This window comes from Psychrobacter raelei (assembly GCF_022631235.3).
Lineage (GTDB): Bacteria > Pseudomonadota > Gammaproteobacteria > Pseudomonadales > Moraxellaceae > Psychrobacter > Psychrobacter raelei.
Window position 1 is genome coordinate 779,763 of sequence record NZ_CP093310.2, and the last position, 19,988, is coordinate 799,750.

Below are 19,988 nucleotides of genomic sequence, written 5' to 3' on the forward strand. Positions count from 1 at the left end.
ACGGTCTACAAGTTATTGATTGAACAAGATTAAAAATGCTTATGACTAGAAGAGAAAGTAGCGCTGAGCCATAGGCAACTGGTCCGATGGTTCACACGTTAACAGTTCGCCGTCTGCATGAACTTCATAAGTTTCAGGATTAATTTCCATTTTTGGACAATGGCTGTTTAATTTCATGTCGCTTTTACGTAATTTTCGAATATTGTGTACAGGCTGAATCATTTTATGAAGTTCTAACTGTTCTGCGACGCCTTTATCTATAGCAGATTGAGATAAAAAGGTAATACAAGTTTGGGCGACTGCTTTTGGTGAGCTAGCAAACATGCTGCGGTAATGAACTGGCTGAGGCGTAGGGATAGAGCCATTTATGTCCCCCATTGGCGCCGCTGCAATAAGCCCGCCTTTGAGGATACAGTCTGGTTTAACGCCAAAGAAAGCAGGGGACCATAAAATTAAGTCAGCCCACTTTCCAATTTCGATTGAGCCAACAATATCGCTGATACCATGAGTAATAGCAGGGTTAATCGTGTATTTAGCAATATATCTTTTGATTCGGAAGTTATCATTATCTTGATCAAAATCAGTTTCGCTAAGTTTAAGATGACCGGCATCTTGCTCGTCTTTAGCAGATGTATCTGGCATAAGATGACCGCGCTGAGCTTTCATCTTATTGGCGGTCTGCCAAGTACGAATAATGACTTCTCCCACACGTCCCATTGCCTGCGAGTCACTACTCATCATGGAGATAGCGCCTGTGTCGTGCAAAATATCTTCGGCAGCAATGGTCTCTTTACGAATACGACTTTCAGCAAAAGACACATCTTCAGCAATGGCAGGACTCAGATGATGACAGACCATCAGCATATCAAGATGCTCATCGATGGTATTCACCGTAAAGGGCCGCGTAGGGTTGGTAGAGGAGGGTAGAACGTGCGATTGACCAATGGCTTTTAAGATGTCGGGTGCATGACCACCACCTGCGCCTTCAGTATGGAAAGTATGGATACAGCGTTCTTTAAAAGCGCCCAATGTACTTTCTAAATAGCCGCTTTCGTTTAAGGTATCAGTATGAATGGCAACTTGTACATCATAGTCATCGGCTATGCTTAAGCAGTTATCAATGGCTTGTGGCGTCGTACCCCAGTCTTCATGAAGCTTTAAGCCGATGGCACCTGCTTCTATTTGTTCAACAATTGGTTGCGGTAAGCTGACATTTCCTTTGCCCAAGAGTCCAATATTCATCGGTAGACTATCGGTCGCTTTTAACATACTTTGAATATGATAAGGCCCTGGCGTACAGGTAGTGGCTAAGGTACCTTGAGCGGGTCCTGTACCACCACCAAACATAGTGGTGACCCCTGACATTAGGGCAGTCTCACACTGTTGAGGTGCAATAAAATGAATATGGGTATCGATACCGCCAGCGGTCAAGATTTTACCTTCACCGGCTATAATTTCAGTCGCAGCACCAATTGGTAGGGTAACTCCGGGTTGGATATCTGGATTTCCCGCCTTACCAATGCCTCTGATACGTCCGTCTTTAATAGCAACATCAGCTTTATAGATACCCGTATAATCAACAATAAGTGCATTAGTAATAATCGTATCTGCCACCTCATTAGCTAACAGTTGCGACTGTCCCATGCCATCACGGATAACCTTACCGCCCCCAAATTTGACCTCTTCACCGATACTGACATTAGCGAAAGACTGGAGGTTAGATTCTGAGGATTTCAAACTATCGTCTTCACTACCACTAATTAAGATAGAGTCAACATTGGAGTCTAATGAATGAGTTTTATCAGTATCGATATCATGATCAATCTGACTGGTTAAATCGTATTCAACTTCAAGCCAAAGGTTGGTATCGGCTAGTCTTACTTTATCTCCCGTTGTAGGGCCAAAATGCTCAGCATGGATACGGCGGTCGATAAGTTTTTGGGAGGTACTTCCCGTTCTCTTAATGTCTACAGGCCCCATAACACGTCCTGCAAAGCCATAAACTTCTCTTTTACCGGCGATAGCGACTAATTCAACTTCACGAGCCTGACCTGGCTCAAACCTTACAGCAGTACCCGATAATATATTTAAACGATAGCCCCTGGTTGCTTCTCTATCAAAGCTTAATGCATCGTTAACTTCATAAAAATGATAGTGAGATCCTATTTGAATAGGACGGTCACCCGTATTGACAACTTCTATGGTTTGCACGCTGCGGCCTGCGTTTAAAGTCATTTCTCCGGCTTTTATTTTATATTCGCCTGCTTTCATAGTGTTCCTTAGTTTTTATTTTATGCAGTCTTTAGGGGTCTGGAATGAGATTAATATGCTGCTACAACTTTAGGTCTTTGATATCAGAAAATAGAATTAATGACACAATAGACCCGCTATACTATGGGATTGTGCACGGTTACAAGCTTAGTCCCATCAGGAAAAGTAGCTTCAATTTGTACGTCCTGTATCATATCTGGAACACCTTCCATTACATCATCAGCAGTAAGATAGGTTGTGCCTTCACTCATTAGCTGCGCCACGCTTTTACCGTCACGAGCGCCTTCCATAAGTAGCATGCTGATATAGGCGATAGACTCAGGGTAATTAAGTTTAACCCCACGATTTTTACGGCGTTCTGCAACCATGCCAGCAGTAAATAGCATTAATTTATCTTTTTCAGTCGGGTTTAATTGCATGGAATATCCTTACTATTTATAAGTTGGTAAAGTTATATAAGAAACTCATATCTATGGACCAAAAAACCTGTATAAGAAACTTATAATTAAGTAGACGAATTTTTAATTTTTAAAAACTGTGTCACTTTAAAAAGTATTAAGTCGTTGAAGAAAGAGCTTTAAAGCAAACAGAGGTTAGTTAAAGATTAGGTGAATTAAAGGCCAACTAAGTGTCCCAAATTCTTGGGCGATGAGGCTGCAATTGATACCATTTTTCTCTCAATAGTTCACGAACCTCATAAAATGCTTCAAAACAAGCCCGTACATCTCCGCCTATATATCGGCAGTTAATCGCTTGATAGTTATGAGTACTTTCAATAGGCAAATTATGTTGATCTATTAACTCACGTAATTCAGTGATGGTCTCATCTAAAAACTGTCCCAACTTCAAAGGGTTACTTTGTGCCTCGCTATCTAATACATCTACGCTAGGTACTGCCCAAAATGATCCATGCACATGTTGTTTGTTTAGTCCAAGCGGTGACTGAAACCAACGAGAATTTGCAACTTGTTGGGTATGTTCGCTAACTAATAGCTGGCCGTCTCTCCATATTTGCAAACGATTGTTATATTGACCATTAGCAAAGGTCTCGTTATAAGCTTGGCGACCAAAAACAGCGATATCCCAAGTCATTAAACTGGCTGTGGGCGCTAAATCAAAATGGCTACAGGCATTTGACACCGAATAATCAAAGTAAATACTTTCTTGAGGTAGCCATTCTAGAGTAGCATTATCAGCCAGTTGTACTCGGATGTTTTGTTCTGCTTTCGGCTTGGATTTGATAGGGTTAGAGAGGGATTGTTGACTTTGTAACTGAGATTGTGGTGAGTTAGTAGATCTTAGTGATTCACGTTGTCCATACCATTTACCTGCCCCTGGGGTGGTAATAACGGCATAACTATAAGGTTTCAAATCGAAAGTCATGGCCAATTTATCACCATCAGCGATTCCTGCGGGAGGATATAGCACATAAATGTGGCAAATGCCGGATTGGGATATTCGTTTTTTAGGTGATGTGTAGATTGTCTGATGGGGATTTAAGGAAGAGGTTTGATCAGGGGAGGGGCATTCAATATCTGTCTTTTCAGGTTCAGGGTACAAGGGGCGTTGTACCATTAATGCGCCTTCATGTAAGCGGTGGCATAACCGAGTTTTTTGGGAACTGACACGATAGTCAAAGCTAAGTTCTAATGAGGATTGCCAAGTCAAAGTAAAGTTCCTAAAAGAAGATAATCTTTATGGTAGGGAGTGTCATTATAGATGAGTTACATAATAGGGTGAGACAGTTTATATGGTAGTGTTCAAAATTCTGTGTCATTCCCCTAAACTATGTAAAAAACAAGGAATGACACCATGCAAAACTTTGACTTTAACGAAGCCTTAAAAGGCATTCAAGCAGGTAAACCTATCACAGGCAGTGACGGGGTACTTGCCCCACTCATCAAACAGCTCACCGAAGCTGCCTTAAATGCCGAAATACAAAGCCACCTTGAACAAAGTTCTACAAGCAACCGTCGTAACGGTTACAGCAAAAAGACCGTCAAATCAGCGGCGGGCAGCTTCGAGCTTGAAACGCCACGAGATCGTAACGGTGAATATGAGCCTGTGTTGGTCAAGAAACATCAAACTAAACTCACCGCTGAGATCGATAGCCGCATCCTATCGCTATTTTCTCATGGCATGAGTTACCGTGACATACGCCACCACATTGCTGAGATATACCAACTTGAGGTCTCAGAGGCGACCATCAGTAGCATCACTGATGAGCTGATACCGCAGCTTAAAGCATGGCAATCTCGTCCACTCGACAGCGTTTATCCGTTTGTCTGGCTTGATGCGATTTACTACAAGGTCAAAGACGAAGGACGCTATGTCAGCAAAGCCATTTACACGCTATTAGCACTTAATACCGAAGGCAAAAAAGAACTCATTGGTCTGTATTGCTCTGAAAGCGAAGGGGCAAACTACTGGCTATCTGTGCTCACAGATTTACACAATCGTGGCGTACAAGATATTCTCATCGCTTGTGTGGATGGCCTAAAGGGTTTTCCTGAAGCCATCAATGCCATTTTCCCCAATACAGAAGTACAGCTGTGTGTGATTCACCAAATCCGTAATAGTATCCGTTATGTAGCTAGTCGTGATCAAAAAGCCTTTATGCGCGATTTAAAGCCTGTTTATAAGGCAGTTAATAAGGAGTCAGCTGAACTGGCTCTTGATGATTTAGAGGCTGTTTGGGGCGATCAGTATCCGGCGGTGATTAAGTCTTGGCGGGACAAGTGGCATTTACTATCTGCCTATTTTAAGTATCCTGAAGCAGTCAGAAAGCCTATTTATACCACCAATGCGGTGGAAGCGGTACATCGTCAGTTTCGTAAACTTACTAAAACCAAAGGCGCTTTCCCGAATGAAACCAGCTTGCTCAAATTGTTGTATGTTGGTATGTTAAATGCCAGTGCCAAGTGGACGATGCCGATTCGTAATTGGGGACAGACGATGATGCAGCTGTCTATCTATTTCCCTGGTCGATTAGATTCGGTGATGCGTCTTTAATTTAGTTGACACAGAGTTTTGAACGCCCTCGTTTATATTTTTTGTTTTGTTAATTAATCTTGTTACTAGGTTTCAGGTATTGATTAACTTGTGGTCAACTGCTTATAGACAACTATATGTTTCTTAGTCAATTGTCTGCCCATTAATCTAAATATTTTTTTAGTGCAAACAAATAAATACCTATTGTGAGCAAGCATAATAGATATTTATTTGTTTTCATTGACTTATTTTAATGATTAACACTTGCTGTCTTTAAACTTTATTTAAGCGCTTTTTTCCAACGTTTTGCAAAGTGAGCAAACGATGCCATTGTGTTGAGTTGAATGTAATACATCAGGGCGTTCATATTGCTGTTCACATTCTACGCAATGATACAAAGTAGCCACTGGTGTACCTTCCATATCGAAACGTGATTCTTCAATGCCATCGTCATTTTGTTTTAGATAGTATTTACCTTTAGTAATAATAGCCATTAAAGGGGTCAGTACAAAGCCGACTACCAAAGCGATAATAGGAGAGTATGGTGCTAGGAAATCGCCTAGAACCCCAAAGAATGCCAAGATAGATAGGCCTGCTGCTACACCAAATGCCACCAAACCAACTGGGTTAAAATCATATAACATACCGCGGCGGAATTCAGGCTCTTTCGGAGACAGTCCAAGTACATACTTATTGATCGCAATATCAGTTGAGACCACCACAATCCAAGCAATCGCGAAGTTAGAATAGAAGCCTAGGATTTTACCTAGAGCTGAGAACATATCCATTTCCATTAATAACAAGGCGATAGACACGTTGAAAATAACGAAGATAATGCGACCTGGATAGTGTTTGGTTACTCGAGCATAGGCACTGGTCCAAGACAATGACCCAGAGTAAGCATTGGTAACGTTGATTTTAATTTGTGAAATAACCACTAAAATAACGGCCAAAGCAATGGCAAATCCACCAGGAATGATATTTTGGAATACTGATGTAAACTGCTGTACCGGCTCAGTAATGACATTGTCGGGTAGCATATTGGCCATTAAATAGAAGGCCAAGAAAGCACCTGTAATTTGTTTGATGGCGCCTAACACCACCCAACCTGGTCCTGCTGACAGCATGGCAACCCACCAAGACACTTTGTTTTCCTTCGTCTTAGCAGGCATGAAACGTAGATAGTCAATCTGCTCACCAATTTGCATAATCAGTGCCAAACAGACGCCTGCACCTAGCATAACCGCAGACATATCGAGACCTGTATAGTCGCCATTACCGGAGAATGCGGCCCAGTCATTGACCATACTTGGGTTTTGGAATACTAAGTAGGCTACGGGGCCGACCATTAGAAATAGCCATAGTGGGGTCGTCCAGACTTGTAATTTACTAAGTGCCTTCATACCAAAGACAACCAGAGGGATTACCATGACACTAGATAGAAGATATCCTAACCATAATGGTACCCCGAGCCCCATTTTAAGACCTTGCGCCATAATAGCGCCTTCTAATGCGAAGAAAATAAAGGTAAAACTGGCAAAAATGATACTGGTGATTACTGTTCCATAGTAGCCAAAACCTGCACCTCGCGAGATTAAGTCCAAGTCAATATTATAGCGAGCCGCATAGTAAGAGACCGGAATACCGGTTAAAAAGATAACCACTGCGGCCAACAGAATGGCCACAACTGCATTGGTTGTACCATAGGCCAAGCCAATACTAGCACCAATGGAAAAGTCAGCCAAATAAGCGATGCCGCCAAGTGCGGTAATGGCCACCACACCAGGGGTCCATTTACGAAAGCTATGTGGGGCATAACGTAAAGTATAATCTTCTAAGGTTTCGTTAACGGCAGAATTCGCAGGTTCAGCTGGGTTTAATGGCGCGTCATTAATAATTGGAGCGGTATCTTTAGGGTTCATAGTACACACCTTATGGCTCGATTGAATGATAACTTAAACCTAGAGAAACTAACGAATATGTTGGCTTTAAGATTGGCTAGGTTTAAGAATAAAAACAAAGGGTTAACGGGTTAACTTATTAAAAAAGTTGCAAATTTTGTACCACGTTAAAAATAAGACAATCGCTATTATTTGCACCTAATTAAGGCACGAATGCGCCATAGTGGACGATATATCGCCATACTGCGGATACAATTAAGGAAACCTATACCTTTACGAGGGCTTACTTTTAAAAGTAGAGTGCTATGTTAGAATCACTATATAAATTGATAAATAAAAAGTTCATTCTCATTTTGGCCCACGCCAAGTCAAATCATCGGGTTTAAAAGGTGTTCTATAAACCTGTACTATTTATAAGTCATCTTGTTTAAAAAAGGATGTTTCATATGTCAGCGTTAACATTACAAACTAAAAACCGTTGTTTTAATGGTGAGCAGCGTTATTACTCGCATCAATCCTCTGTGACCAATACAGAGATGAGCTTTAGTATTTATTTGCCCGATGAGGCATTGGCCGGCCAAACTTGCCCGGCGTTATTGTACTTATCCGGCTTGACCTGTAGCCCAGACAACGTCACTCATAAAGCACACTTTCAACAAAAATGTAGCGAGCTTGGCATGATCTTTATAGCGCCAGACACTTCACCTAAAGGCGAATCTGTGCCCAATGATGAGCGCTATTTTGTCGGTCAGGGGGCAAGCTATTATGTGAATGCGACTGAAGATAAGTGGTCGAAGCATTTTAATATGCACAGTTATATTATTGACGAGTTTTATGAGCTGATTCGTAGCCAGTTTGCTATTAGCAGTGTGGGTATCACCGGTCACTCTATGGGTGGGCATGGCGCGCTGATGTTTGGCTTTAAATACCCCAGCAAGTTCATCAGTGTGTCTGCCATAGCGCCTGTTTGTGTTGCCAGTGAGTCTGATTGGGGGCGCGCCGCCTTTAGCGAGTACTTTGGTGCTGAGTCAGAGCAGACATGGGCACAGTTTGATGCGGTAAATATCGTTGAAAAAGCAGGCAAACAGTATCCGTTTATTTTAGTTGATCAAGGCGCAGCAGATGACTTCTATGTAGATGGCTACTTGCGCCCAGAGGCTTTGCAAAAAGTGTGTCAGCAGGTTGAGCAGCCATTGACCTTGCGCTACCATGCCGGCTTTGACCACAGCTACTATTTTATCCAAAGCATCATTAATGACCACATTGAACATCATTATAACGCCGCATTAACTGCCATATAATTGGTATAATAGCTGGGTTTAATGGCCATTAAGCCCAGCGACATTTCTTTTATTCTCCTCCAATTCTTAGAGAAACAGTATGAGCAGCACCCAATCAGCAGCTACCCCACGTGAGTATCTAATAGCCCCCTCCATTCTTTCTGCAGATTTTGCCCGCTTGGGTGAAGAGGTAGAGACGGTATTGCAAGCTGGGGCCGATGTGATTCACTTTGATGTGATGGACAATCATTATGTGCCAAACCTCACCTTCGGCAGCATGATTTGTAAAGCACTGCGTGATTACGGCATCGACGCGCCCATCGATGTGCATTTAATGGTATCACCGGTTGACAGTATGATTGAGCAGTTCTTAGAGGCGGGTGCCAGTATCATCACCTTCCACCCTGAAGCAAGCAATCACATCGACCGCTCATTACAAATGATCAAAGATGGCGGTGCAAAATGTGGTTTGGTATTAAACCCGGCCACGCCGCTGCATTATCTAGATTATGTGATGGATAAAGTGGATCAAATCTTATTGATGAGCGTCAACCCAGGTTTTGGTGGTCAGTCTTTTATTGACGGTACGTTAGACAAGATCAAACAAGTGCGTCAGCGTATCGATGCCAGCGGTCGCGACATTCGTCTAGAAGTAGATGGCGGCGTAAAAGCCAATAACATTAGAGCCATTGCTGAAGCGGGCGCTGATATGTTTGTGGCAGGCTCAGCCATTTTTAATCAGCCAGACTATAAACAGGCCATTGATGAGATGCGCCATGAGCTAAGTCTAGTGGGTGCCCATCAAGCCTAGTTTTTATCAAATTAGCTCAAGGATTTGATTTAATCTTTGGTAAATGGGTCATAAGCGAGGACAGATAAGATGACAAATAATGAGTTGATAGATAAAGTGGCAACGCAGCAGACCTCGCCCGGCTTGGTGCCTAAGGGATTTACCATAGGGCTGGCAGTTTTTTCGTTGATTTTGAGCGTATCAGGCTATGTATTTCGAGCCTTAGTGGGTGACCCCATAGGCGAAATCTTGCGCCACGCCGCCCTATTGGTGCCCACTTTTGTTCTGGTAATTCCGCTAGGCTTTTGGGTGGGGTCATTGATTATGAATAAAGTCAAGGGGATGCACATTCAAAGACGCAATGCATTAACCTTAGGTTGGCTAATCTCTTGTGTCACTTTACTATGGTTGATGGGCACTTATAGCTAATCAAATCCCCCTCTAACAAAACTGGCGTTAATAAAGGAATCCTCTTGTCAATTTTTGATCGCAATTCATTTTATTACCCTTATCCAGAAACCATTCCTAAGGGGCTTATTAAAGCCCTGATTATAGGCTGTATGCTGCTAGGATTATCGGGTCTGCGCCATGCACCAGGCTGGCAGGGCTGGCTTGCGGTGTTTGAGAACTGGCTGGTAATGTTAATTATTTTCCCCACTGCCACAGCAGTGGTTGCCCTGCCTTTTAAATACCGCGATCCAAGTTTTGAGCTAAAAAATGCCTATTACTTAGGTATGTTTGTATCTTTTTTGTTCTATTTGGCCAAGCTGCGTTATTGGCGATAGCTTATCTGCTGCATATTATACCGGCCTATAGTCGGCTGAATAATGGCGATCTTAGGCTGTTAGAGTATGGCTGATGAGTGCTCAAACCTAGCTTATGAGTGATATGTTGCAACAAATACCCCTTGAAATTTGTTCCATTAGCGTCCATTGTTAATAGATACACATATGCTATAAGAGGGAGATAGGGCATGGTATTTGATTTTGAAAAAGACAACTTAGAAGTTGAAATTGACGCTGAGACAGGCAAACGTAGCACCCGTAGAGGATTTGCTCAAGAGACCATCTTAGAGTTGGTGGAAAACGAGAAGGGTCAAATCGTCCTACGTGATTCTGCAGACGCTGAGGATCCTTTGGTCACTATCGCATTTTCTGACAAAGTAAAAGAAATGCTAGAGGGTGAAGGGCAGTTTATTGGTCATAAGATGATTCATGCTGCCATTCAGGCTGTGATGCAAAAGCAGGTCAGTCAGTGGCATGCCAACGTCTATGATGAAGAGCCTAAACACTACAGCTAAGATTTGCCTATTTTATATTTGTCTAATTTGATACAGCTTTTAAAGTGATAACTGATGAACCAAAAAAAGAGGGGGTTATCTAAGATAACCCCCTCTTTTTTGCTGTATCAAATAGTCAAAAAATTATTTGATTTTAGCTTCTTTGAAAATAACGTGCTGGCGTACTTTAGGATCAAACTTTTTGATCTCCATTTTGCCAGGCATAGTACGTTTGTTTTTGGTAGTGGTGTAGAAGTAACCGGTACCAGCAGTAGATACTAACTTAATCTTGTCTCTCATGATGCATTCCTATAAATTTGTAAAGTAAGAGGGCTAAAAAAGCCATCTCGTTAGTCATTTAAAAGACTAAACTTTTTCACCCTTGGCACGTAAATCAGCAAGTACTTTATCAATACCGTGCTTATCGATGATACGCATACCTTTAGTAGAAACACGAAGACGAACAAAACGGTTTTCAGATTCTACCCAAAAACGATGGTTGTGTAGATTTGGCAAAAAGCGACGGCGGGTTTTGTTATGCGCATGCGAAACATTGTTACCCACTTGAGGGCGCTTTCCTGTCACTTGACATACTCGAGACATGACGGACTCCTAATAAAGTTGTAAAGCATCACTATGGCATGTCAATCATGCCCAATAAGAGAGGGGCTCTACCTACTCAAGATAACGAATCACAATGCGGCTATGGACACAGAGGACTGCAACTTGAATAAAATGTTAACAGAAAGATGGTGGTCGTACCCTTTTATCGCCACAACGAAAGGTGGGTGACCAGGATAAAATTTTTAAGGGCGTATTTATACCACACAATCAGTTTTTTTTCAAATTAATTGTGTCGGCATTATCGCATACTTCACTCCAAACATTAAGCCAAAACACATATTATTTATACGCCAACTGGCTATTTTTATAAAATAAGGCCAGCTAAAATATAGATTGGGCTAAAATGAATGGGTGGGCAAAATAAAAGTGCCATGTTCAATCAAGCTATTATAGCAGATAATATCCCTCCCGTTGCTATAGCCGCTATGGCAAAAGCTATAAAAAATTAGGCAGATCGTCATGATGCCCCCTTCTTCATCCTCTAGCAGCAGTACCGATTCAAGCGTGTACACTAATGTTGATCCAACAGGCTCTGCGCTTAATTTAGCAGATAGTGGACCACCTGAATCACAAAATGATGGTCCGCCTTATACGCTGCTTACTGTGTTATTGACCTTATATTTCGCCCAAGGCTTACCTTCGGGCTTTATAACCCAAGCCTTGCCAGCCATATTGCGTGATTATGACGTGTCCCTTGAGATGATTGGCTTGTCTGGGCTACTACTGGCTCCTTGGGCGCTGAAGTTTTTGTGGGCACCTGTGGTTGATCAGTACTTCTCACCTAAGTGGGGACGCTCACGCAGCTGGATATTGCCGCTTCAGCTGTTGTCAGCAATGATAGTGGCCGCAGTGGGCTTATTTAATCCGCAGCAGTTAAGCACGCCGCAGACCTTGTGGGCTCTATATGCTTTACTGTTTTTTTTGAGTTTAATTGGTGCCACCCATGATGTGGCAGCCGATGGGCTTGCGACCCGATCTTTAAGTCAATTGGTGCGCCAAAGCAGCGACAATAAAGCGATAGAGGCGACAAGTACAGCCCATAACCCTTACCAAGGCATGGGCAATGCCGTGCAAGTGATAGGTTATCGCTTAGGGCTTATCTTGGGTGGCGGGGTGTTTTTATTGGTGCTAGGCAACTGGTCCTGGCGTTATAGCTTTTTTGCTATGGCGGCTCTGATTGTGCTTAATACCTTGCCGATTTGGCGCTACCCTGAGAATAAGCACATTGCTATTAGTCAGCATCAAACACAAGCCAAAACAGATCGTATGTTGTCACAGATAGGCCATCAGAGGCAAGCTTCTAGCACCTCTGATGAAACTCTAGCCGAGCCTAAAGCGCGCTCTGTGGCTCATTATTTAACAGACAACTATGGTTATTTTTGGCATAACCGTGAAATGCGCGCTTGGCTTACCGTGCTACTGAGCTTTAAGATAGTCGATGGTATCTCAAGTGGTATGGTTAAGCCAATGATGGTGGATATGGGTATACCCACTGGTAGTATAGGGCTGTGGGTGAGTGTGCTTGGTTCAGGGGCTTCCTTACTTGGGGCGGCACTGGCCGCTTGGCTGCTAAAACGTATGGCCCATCACACAGCACTGCTTAGCTTTAATGCATTTCAGGTAGTGACTACAGGGCTTTATGTACTGGTGGCAATAGGCTTTGAGCATCCTAATTGGCTAGGTGTTGGGGCAGGTGCATCCATACCGTTTTGGTGGACCTATGCTGCCAATGCTGTAGAGCATATGGCTGCGGCAATGGCGCTGGTGGCGATGCTGACTATGGTGATGCATTATGCCCGTCACCAGAAGGCGGGCAGTGACTTCACCACTCAGGTGTGTCTGCTCACCGTGTTTAGCGGTGTCAGTCACTTAGTCAGTGGATTTATCGCTGCACAATTGGGCTATAGTGGCCACTTTGTGCTTAGTGTGGCGGTGGGTGTGCTGTGTTTGTTGCCCATTATTTATTGGCGTAGCGTCTTTGTTAGATCAGCCACTGATTAAAGTTTATGGCTTAGACAAGGCATTTAACTTAGCATTAATCAATAACTAGGCATGAATAATACCAATTCTAAGAAATAAGGTACAATACAACCAACTCAACAACATAATAGAATCATATGCCGAAAAAGACCCCTAGAAATCATAAACTCACAGACCACGATTTTCTGCAATTGTCTAAAACAGAAGGCAATGCCAGAGCGCGAATCAGACTACTCATGCTGCATCAACTGAGTCAAGGTCATCCTATAGCGACCGTCGCAGAGAACTTTGGCTATAACCCTAGAAGCGTCTATACCATAAGAAGGAAATACTGGTTGCATGGTATCACTAGTGTCTATGACGCAGCTGGCAGAGGCAGAAAGAGTCTTTTAGCAGAAAAAGACATAGAACCATTCAAACAAGCGATAGTAGAAGCTCAGCAGCAAAGAGGTGGTGGTAGGCTCACGGCAAAAGACATCGCACAAATCGCCAAGGAGCAATTTAACGCCAACTATACCCCTAAAGCGATCTATCCTCTCATGAAACGTATTGGTATGAGCTGGATATCTGCGCGTAGTCAGCATCCTAAGGCAGATCCTAAAGTCATGGAGGCATATAAAAAAACTTCCTTGAGCAGGTAAAGCAAGTTCTACCTGATGGTGTTGATATCAAGCAAGTTGATATATGGTTTCAGGATGAAACACGTATTGGACAACAAGGTTCTATCACAAGGGTTTGGCACTATAAAGGACAAAGACCTCGAATAGTCAGGCAACAGCAGTTTGAATCGACTTATCTGTTTGGTGCCTTTAATCCGGCGACAGGTGAGAGTGTTGGACTTGTTCTACCTTATGTGAATAAGCAAGCCATGGGATTGCATATGGAGGAAATTAGTAAAGCTGTTCCTGAAGGTCGGCATGCCGTGGTGGTTATGGATGGGGCGCTATGGCACCAACCAAGCTTGGATAAAGATAATGTGACCATGCTTAAATTGCCTCCCTACTCACCTGAACTTAACCCTGCTGAACAGGTATGGCAGTACCTTAAACAGCATTGGTTATCTAATCGCTGTTTTGAGAGTTATGATGTGATTGTCGATGCGGCATGTGACGCTTGGAATGCATTGTGTAATGAGACTAACTTAATTAGGTCTATCACTCAGCGGGAGTGGTGCGATTTGAGTGTTATTTTTTAGAATTGGTATAAATAGCGTACTTGAATGCCGTCATAGAGGCCACAGTGTGAACAGGTATGAAAGACTAAAGTAGCATCTCTAGCACAAACTTGCTGCCGATAAACCCAATGGCTAACACAACAAAGGCAATAATGGTCATATTGGCTGCTCGGCGTCCACGCCATCCATATTTCCAATGACCAATTAATAAGCCGCCGAATAACAGCCAAGATAAAATACTCAGCACCGTCTTATGCGCAATGTGCTGCGCCATAAGGTCACTGACATACATAAAGCCGATGGCAAGCGCTGCGGTTAATAAACCAAAGCCCACCAAAATCATATCAAATAATAGCGACTCCATGCTTTGTAATGAGGGCAGTTTATTAACCCAAAAACGCTGCTTGGTCTTATGCTTAAGCTCTCGGATTTGAAAGCGCAAAATCAGCGCCTGAATGGCAGCCATTAGCAGCACACAATAGGCGGCGATTGACAATATAATATGCGACTCTAGCCCTGGGGTAATGTCGGTGAGTGGCGCATAAGGGGCGACACCAAAGTATCCCAAGCTTAGGCCAATAATCGCTGTGGGTGTGGCAAAAACACCCAAACTTAAAATGGGTCGATAAAAGCAAAACAGCACATAAAACAACATGAAATAAAAGCTGGTTAAGCTTGCGGTGTTAAAAAGGTTAAAATTTAAGCCATAGATGGTAAAAATATTGGGGTATAAGCTTATGGCATGTGCCACCAGACCGACCATAAGCATGCCTAAGGTGAAGCCTTTAGCAATGGGCTTGATGCGAACCAAGGCCCAGGCCAAATGAAAGCTTACAATAAGATAGACGATAAGTGCGATGAGGTAGGCAAGCAACACGGTGTTTTGGTCCCCAAATAAATCGAGTTAACAAATTAGGTCGTAGAATGTTTGATATACTATATATGTTATTCTGTGGCGGGTCTTAAATAATGGCCTGTACATTTTGGCTTAACAAGCACTGACGCAGCCCTCTGACTTAATGATACGCTAATTTAGCATAGAATGACTCTTATTTGCGATTGCTATACAGTTAAACTTTTGCTTTTGCTAAAATTAGCCATTTCAGTAAGCTGCTGCCTTGAAATAGTGGGTTTTAAACCAATAAATCAATAGAGCCAGTAATGCGTTTGCCAATGATGGGTTTAAAAGGCGCGAGCAAAACCAATCACCCTTATAAATAAAGTGTTATCCCAATTAAAGTCTTACTTATTAAGCACTGCCCCAATTGAGCATGACCTGATTTGATTAATTCTTATTTTACAGCCTTAAACTTTATTAACAATTTATCGAGAAAACCCTATGTTTGATACCTTAACCGAAAGACTCTCTGGCAGCCTGCGTAAGATTTCAGGCTCAGGACAGCTGACCGAAGACAATATTAAAGACACGCTGCGTGAAGTGCGTATGGCGCTGCTTGAGGCCGATGTCGCTCTACCTATCACCCGTGACTTCGTTAAGCGCGTAAAAGAGCAAGCGCTGGGTCAAGAGGTGTTAAAGGAATTGGCCCCAGGTCAAGCTTTCGTCAAGATTGTCTATGATGAATTAACGGAAATGATGGGCAGTGCCAATCAGCAGCTAGAGATGACCGGTAAGCCGCCTGTCGTCTACTTACTGGCTGGTCTGCAAGGTGCCGGTAAAACCACCACAGCAGGTAAGCTTGCTAAGTACTTACAAGAGCGTCATAAGAAAAAAGTAATGCTGGTCTCAGCCGACGTTTATCGTCCGGCAGCCATTAAGCAGCTAGAGCAAGTGGCCGCTCAGGTAAACGCTAAGTTTGTAAACTCAAGCAGTGATGAGAACCCCATTGATATCGCTAAGCGTGCCATCGAAGAGGCCAAGCTGCAGTATCAAGACATCCTAATTATCGATACCGCAGGTCGCTTGCATATCGATGAAGATATGATGGATGAGATTAAAGCATTGACAGCAGCGGCCAATCCTTCTGAAACTCTGTTCGTTGTTGACTCAATGACCGGTCAAGATGCGGCCAATACTGCCAAAGCCTTTAATGATGCACTGCCGCTCACTGGTGTTATCTTAACCAAGACTGATGGTGATGCCCGCGGCGGTGCGGCCTTATCTGTGCGCGCCATTACTGACAAGCCCATTAAATTCTTGGGCCGCGGTGAAAAACTCGATGCCCTAGAAGCTTTCCACCCTGAGCGTATCGCTCAGCGTATCTTGGGCATGGGTGATGTTCTAAGCTTGGTTGAAGAAGTTGAGCAAAAAATCGACCGTGACAAAGCCGAAAAAATGGCCAAAAAAATCCAAAAGGGCGGTGAGTTTGACCTTGAGGATTTATTGACTCAGTTCCAACAGATGAAGAATATGGGCGGTATGAGTGGCTTCTTAGATAAGATGCCAGGCATGAGCGGAGCAGGTATCAAAGAGGCGCTAGAGGAAGCTAAGCCAGAAGAAAAAGTAAAAGAGATGGAAGCGCTGATTAACTCTATGACCCCTTATGAGCGCAAAAATCCTGATAAGATTAACCCAAGCCGTAAGCGCCGTATTGCAGCGGGCTCTGGCAAACAAATCCAGGACATCAACCGTTTGCTTAAGCAGCACAAACAAATGGCAAAAATGATGAAGATGCTGTCAAAACCTGAAGGCCTAACCAAAATGATGAAAGCGGTTCAAGGCTTAACCGGTATGGGCGGCGGCGGTGCTCAAGGTGCAGGCGGTCCCTTATTTGGGGGTGGTAACACAAGTGGTAAACCTACTCAAGGTGCAGGCGGCATGCCACCCTTTGGCCTAGATCCGAATAATATGCCAAGCAAAGAAGATATGGAGCGTCAACTGAAAGACTTAGAACAACAGCTGCCTCCTGATTTTAAAAAACGCTTTTAAGTCAGTAAAAATACTTTTAACTTGCTTAATCTGCATTAAGGCCAGATCAATCGATCTGGCCTTTTCTTAAGAAGATGAGTTCTGGCTCAATCAATGCGGCACACTCAGTGATAACCTACCGCTTCAAGCTATACTTCTTAGTATTGCTGCTACCAGTATACAGCTCGCCAAAAGTCTCACGGTGGTAAAGATGGAAGCCAACGATAAAAGAGATCATACCAATGAACGTCAGATATAGAGCCGGTGCAACACCAATACGCCGAGTGGCATAAAACAACAAGAAAGGCAACACAGCGCCTAATAGCGCTGATATCACATTATAAACAACCGAAACTGCGGTCAGGCGTACCTCAGTTGGGAATACCTGAACGAAAATCGCAGTACACAGCCCAATCATACCTGTACAAAATCCTAATAAGCCATACATCGGCAGTATGTAAAGCTCATGTCCATTAGATAAATAGGCATAAAGCACCCAAATCTGCACAATTAAGGCCATCGATCCCAACATGAAAACTTTACCCGTCCCCATTTTATCGGCCAAGATGCCATAAATGACACAGCCCAATATTTGCATCACCAAGGCCACTAAGCTTGCATTAATTAAGAAAGAGGGATCGTTGTAGAACTTAAGCGCTATAAGTTTGGGCAGTAACAGCATGATGACCATGATTAAACTGGCGCGAACAAAGGATAAAACAATGGATAGCATCAAAGCTGATGAGCGCGTAACGAAAGGCTGGGTCTCTAAGGTAGATGGATTGGCGCTCTGATTATGGTTAGCATTGGTAAAAATAGGGGTCTCTTTTACATGAGGCCATATTAGAAAAGACAAACCACCAAATAGGCCGCCTATCAGGGCCGGTATACGCCAACCATAGCTGAGCATCGCCCCAGAATCTAGTGTTCCTGTCAGTACTTTTGCACAAGTAACCGCCAACATAGAGCCAAAGATACCCCCTGCTACGGCTAGGCTACAGTAAGTTACCAGGCGATCTTTTGGAGCATGCTCAGCGATAAACACCCAGCTAAGTGGGGCATGGGCTCCAAAAGCTATACCTTGTAGTATGCGAATAACCAGAAATAAAATCGGTGCTACAACCCCGATCTGTGCATAAGTGGGTAAAAAAGCGACCAGAAAAGTTGTTATTGATAAAAAAGACACACTGAGCATTAATGCTGGCTTTCGGCCTCGTTTATCACCATATCGACCTATCAATAAGGCACCAAGCGGGCGTGATAAAAAGCCAACACTGACAAGTCCAATCAGCTTTAATTGAATTAAGAGTGCGCTATCTGTGGCAGGAAAAAATACGGTGCCGATGGTTGGTGCTAATTTAAGATAGATAATAAAATCAAATGCGGCAAGGGCATAACTTAAGCAAATAAAGATTATTTGATTACGAGCTACCTTACTGTCGTCACAAAGAAGCTCAGCGATATCTCCTTTATTTAATGCCGCATCTCTAGTACGAATAATATTCTCCAATGAATCTTGAAATAAATTTTTAATGCCTTTTACAATGAAACTATATAAATTATACTCATAATTACACTGTAATGTATAGTTACTTTAAACAATAATATAAGGGTCAATCTTAAAATACTGATTTTGAGTGCACCACTATTAGGGATAACGCTAAAAATACTAGTAATAAATAGATTAGATTGGCTTAAATAATATAAAAAAATGAACTGAACTGAACTAACTCTCGATTTCCAGGCATAAAAAAGACACTGCGCTTGGCTTAGTGTCTTTTTTTTAGAGAATATGAAGAGTTCAAGATATTACTGCTGTATCGACTATACTTTATCTTTACGTACAAAGAAGTTCGCTACCAGTGCACCACTGAAATTGTGCCACACACTAAATATCGCACTTGGCAGGCTCGCTGCAGGGTTAAAATAAGTGGCTGCAAGCGCTGCACCAAGCCCTGAATTTTGCATACCTACTTCAATCATAATTGCACGGCGCTGCGGCTCAGTAAAGCCACTGAGTCTTGCCAATAGGTAGCCGAGCAAATAACCAATGCAGTTGTGCAAAGCGACGACGATAAACACCAAGATGCCACTGGTTAAAATAGTGTCACGAGAAACGGCAACGACAGCAGCAATGATGATGGCGATACCGATTACAGATACCATCGGTAAGATGTCATTGGCGATTTGTACTTTAGTGCCCAATACTTTGTGAAATGCCAAGCCTAATAAGATAGGCAAGATGACCATCTTAAAAATGGATAGCATCATGCTGGCAAGTTCAATTTCAATCAGTTGACCTGCAAATATTTTAAGTAGTATAGGCGTCATTATTGGAGCGAGAAGAGTAGATATTGAAGTGATAGATACACTCAGTGCCACATCCCCTTTGGCTAAAAAGGTAATGACATTGCTAGATGTGCCGCCTGGACAACAACCTACCAATATCACGCCAACAGCAATCATGGGATCTAATTTAAACATCATAGTCAGGGTGTAAGCAATCAAAGGCATTAAGGTGAATTGAGCTAAGAGCCCTACCAAAACTACTTTAGGTCGTCTGATAATTTCAGCAAAATCTTCTGTTCTTAATGTGGTGCCCATGCCAAACATAATAATGCCCAAGATAGGCACAATAAATTTAGCAAAAGAGGCAAAAAACTCTGGGAAAATAAAGCCCAGCACGGCGCTGAGTAGCGCCCAAATTGCAAAGGTTTTGCCTATCCACTGCGAGGCTTTGGCGATTGCTTGCACGATATGACTCCTGACTCATAAACAAGGGTGATATTTAAATTACCATGCTTTTTGATCAGGAGTTATAAAAGTATTTTT

The 19,988-nt window shown here is 42.9% G+C and carries 19 protein-coding genes; 10 read left to right on the plus strand and 9 right to left on the minus strand.

From position 1 onward, the window contains the following. Window positions 1-45: 45 nt before the first annotated feature. The 3 genes from ureC to MN210_RS03340 form a co-directional block, all read right to left on the minus strand. Window positions 46-2,271 carry an urease subunit alpha gene (gene ureC, locus MN210_RS03320; protein ID WP_425605631.1) on the minus strand — a complete coding sequence of 742 codons (2,226 nt, stop codon included), beginning with the start codon at window positions 2,269-2,271 and terminating at the stop codon, window positions 46-48. Window positions 2,272-2,387: 116 nt separating this feature from the next. After that, a complete protein-coding gene (ureA, locus tag MN210_RS03335) occupies window positions 2,388-2,690 on the minus strand; it encodes an urease subunit gamma (RefSeq protein ID WP_007394072.1) in 303 nt (100 codons plus the stop codon). A gap of 205 nt (window positions 2,691-2,895) precedes the next feature. After that, window positions 2,896-3,939 carry an urease accessory protein UreD gene (locus tag MN210_RS03340; RefSeq protein ID WP_288776214.1) on the minus strand — a complete coding sequence of 348 codons (1,044 nt, stop codon included), beginning with the start codon at window positions 3,937-3,939 and terminating at the stop codon, window positions 2,896-2,898. Between the two features lie 144 nt (window positions 3,940-4,083). Here MN210_RS03340 and MN210_RS03345 point away from each other — a divergent pair, with 144 nt between their 5' ends. Further along, window positions 4,084-5,283: an IS256 family transposase gene (locus MN210_RS03345; RefSeq protein WP_241879195.1), complete on the plus strand. Its 1,200-nt coding sequence runs from the start codon at window positions 4,084-4,086 to the stop codon at window positions 5,281-5,283. A 263-nt stretch (window positions 5,284-5,546) separates the two neighbouring features. Here the strand turns inward: MN210_RS03345 and MN210_RS03350 are convergent, their stop codons facing one another. Beyond that, a complete protein-coding gene (locus tag MN210_RS03350) occupies window positions 5,547-7,184 on the minus strand; it encodes a purine-cytosine permease family protein (RefSeq protein ID WP_338412548.1) in 1,638 nt (545 codons plus the stop codon). 425 nt (window positions 7,185-7,609) lie between these two features. Here MN210_RS03350 and fghA point away from each other — a divergent pair, with 425 nt between their 5' ends. The 5 genes from fghA (at window position 7,610) to MN210_RS03375 (ending at window position 10,533) form a co-directional block, all read left to right on the plus strand. After that, on the plus strand, window positions 7,610-8,464 hold the full coding sequence (gene fghA, locus MN210_RS03355; RefSeq protein ID WP_338412549.1) for an S-formylglutathione hydrolase: 855 nt from the start codon (window positions 7,610-7,612) through the stop codon (window positions 8,462-8,464). Window positions 8,465-8,543: 79 nt separating this feature from the next. Further along, window positions 8,544-9,254: a ribulose-phosphate 3-epimerase gene (rpe, locus tag MN210_RS03360; RefSeq protein WP_110816195.1), complete on the plus strand. Its 711-nt coding sequence runs from the start codon at window positions 8,544-8,546 to the stop codon at window positions 9,252-9,254. Between the two features lie 69 nt (window positions 9,255-9,323). Continuing rightward, window positions 9,324-9,662: a hypothetical protein gene (locus MN210_RS03365; RefSeq protein WP_110816196.1), complete on the plus strand. Its 339-nt coding sequence runs from the start codon at window positions 9,324-9,326 to the stop codon at window positions 9,660-9,662. A gap of 44 nt (window positions 9,663-9,706) precedes the next feature. Continuing rightward, window positions 9,707-10,018, plus strand: coding sequence for a hypothetical protein (locus tag MN210_RS03370; RefSeq protein ID WP_011959868.1), 312 nt, complete (start codon window positions 9,707-9,709; stop codon window positions 10,016-10,018). 188 nt (window positions 10,019-10,206) lie between these two features. Beyond that, window positions 10,207-10,533: a hypothetical protein gene (locus MN210_RS03375; protein ID WP_241879200.1), complete on the plus strand. Its 327-nt coding sequence runs from the start codon at window positions 10,207-10,209 to the stop codon at window positions 10,531-10,533. Between the two features lie 123 nt (window positions 10,534-10,656). Here MN210_RS03375 and rpmG read toward each other — a convergent pair whose 3' ends face one another. Then, entirely contained in the window at window positions 10,657-10,812 is a 156-nt protein-coding gene (gene rpmG, locus MN210_RS03380; RefSeq protein WP_007394061.1) for a 50S ribosomal protein L33, read from the minus strand. A gap of 66 nt (window positions 10,813-10,878) precedes the next feature. Continuing rightward, a complete protein-coding gene (gene rpmB / locus MN210_RS03385) occupies window positions 10,879-11,115 on the minus strand; it encodes a 50S ribosomal protein L28 (protein WP_011959870.1) in 237 nt (78 codons plus the stop codon). 480 nt (window positions 11,116-11,595) lie between these two features. On the opposite strand from rpmB, the gene MN210_RS03390 reads away from it, so the two are divergent. The 3 genes from MN210_RS03390 (at window position 11,596) to MN210_RS03400 (ending at window position 14,311) form a co-directional block, all read left to right on the plus strand. Beyond that, the gene (locus tag MN210_RS03390; protein WP_227535464.1) at window positions 11,596-13,137 is read left to right on the plus strand and encodes an MFS transporter; all 1,542 of its coding nucleotides are present in this window, start codon (window positions 11,596-11,598) and stop codon (window positions 13,135-13,137) included. A gap of 116 nt (window positions 13,138-13,253) precedes the next feature. Further along, window positions 13,254-13,757, plus strand: coding sequence for a winged helix-turn-helix domain-containing protein (locus MN210_RS03395; RefSeq protein WP_241878649.1), 504 nt, complete (start codon window positions 13,254-13,256; stop codon window positions 13,755-13,757). 41 nt (window positions 13,758-13,798) lie between these two features. After that, window positions 13,799-14,311 carry an IS630 family transposase gene (locus MN210_RS03400; protein WP_303623974.1) on the plus strand — a complete coding sequence of 171 codons (513 nt, stop codon included), beginning with the start codon at window positions 13,799-13,801 and terminating at the stop codon, window positions 14,309-14,311. A gap of 64 nt (window positions 14,312-14,375) precedes the next feature. Here MN210_RS03400 and MN210_RS03405 read toward each other — a convergent pair whose 3' ends face one another. Continuing rightward, entirely contained in the window at window positions 14,376-15,167 is a 792-nt protein-coding gene (locus MN210_RS03405; protein ID WP_110816198.1) for a cytochrome C assembly family protein, read from the minus strand. A gap of 462 nt (window positions 15,168-15,629) precedes the next feature. Between MN210_RS03405 and ffh the strand changes: the two genes are divergently transcribed. After that, complete coding sequence (gene ffh, locus MN210_RS03410; RefSeq protein ID WP_110816199.1) at window positions 15,630-17,177, plus strand: signal recognition particle protein; 1,548 nt, start codon at window positions 15,630-15,632, stop codon at window positions 17,175-17,177. Window positions 17,178-17,292: 115 nt separating this feature from the next. Here the strand turns inward: ffh and MN210_RS03415 are convergent, their stop codons facing one another. Next, a complete protein-coding gene (locus tag MN210_RS03415; protein ID WP_338412550.1) occupies window positions 17,293-18,666 on the minus strand; it encodes an MFS transporter in 1,374 nt (457 codons plus the stop codon). A gap of 314 nt (window positions 18,667-18,980) precedes the next feature. Then, window positions 18,981-19,910 carry a bile acid:sodium symporter family protein gene (locus MN210_RS03420; RefSeq protein ID WP_241879206.1) on the minus strand — a complete coding sequence of 310 codons (930 nt, stop codon included), beginning with the start codon at window positions 19,908-19,910 and terminating at the stop codon, window positions 18,981-18,983. Window positions 19,911-19,988 lie beyond the last annotated feature (78 nt).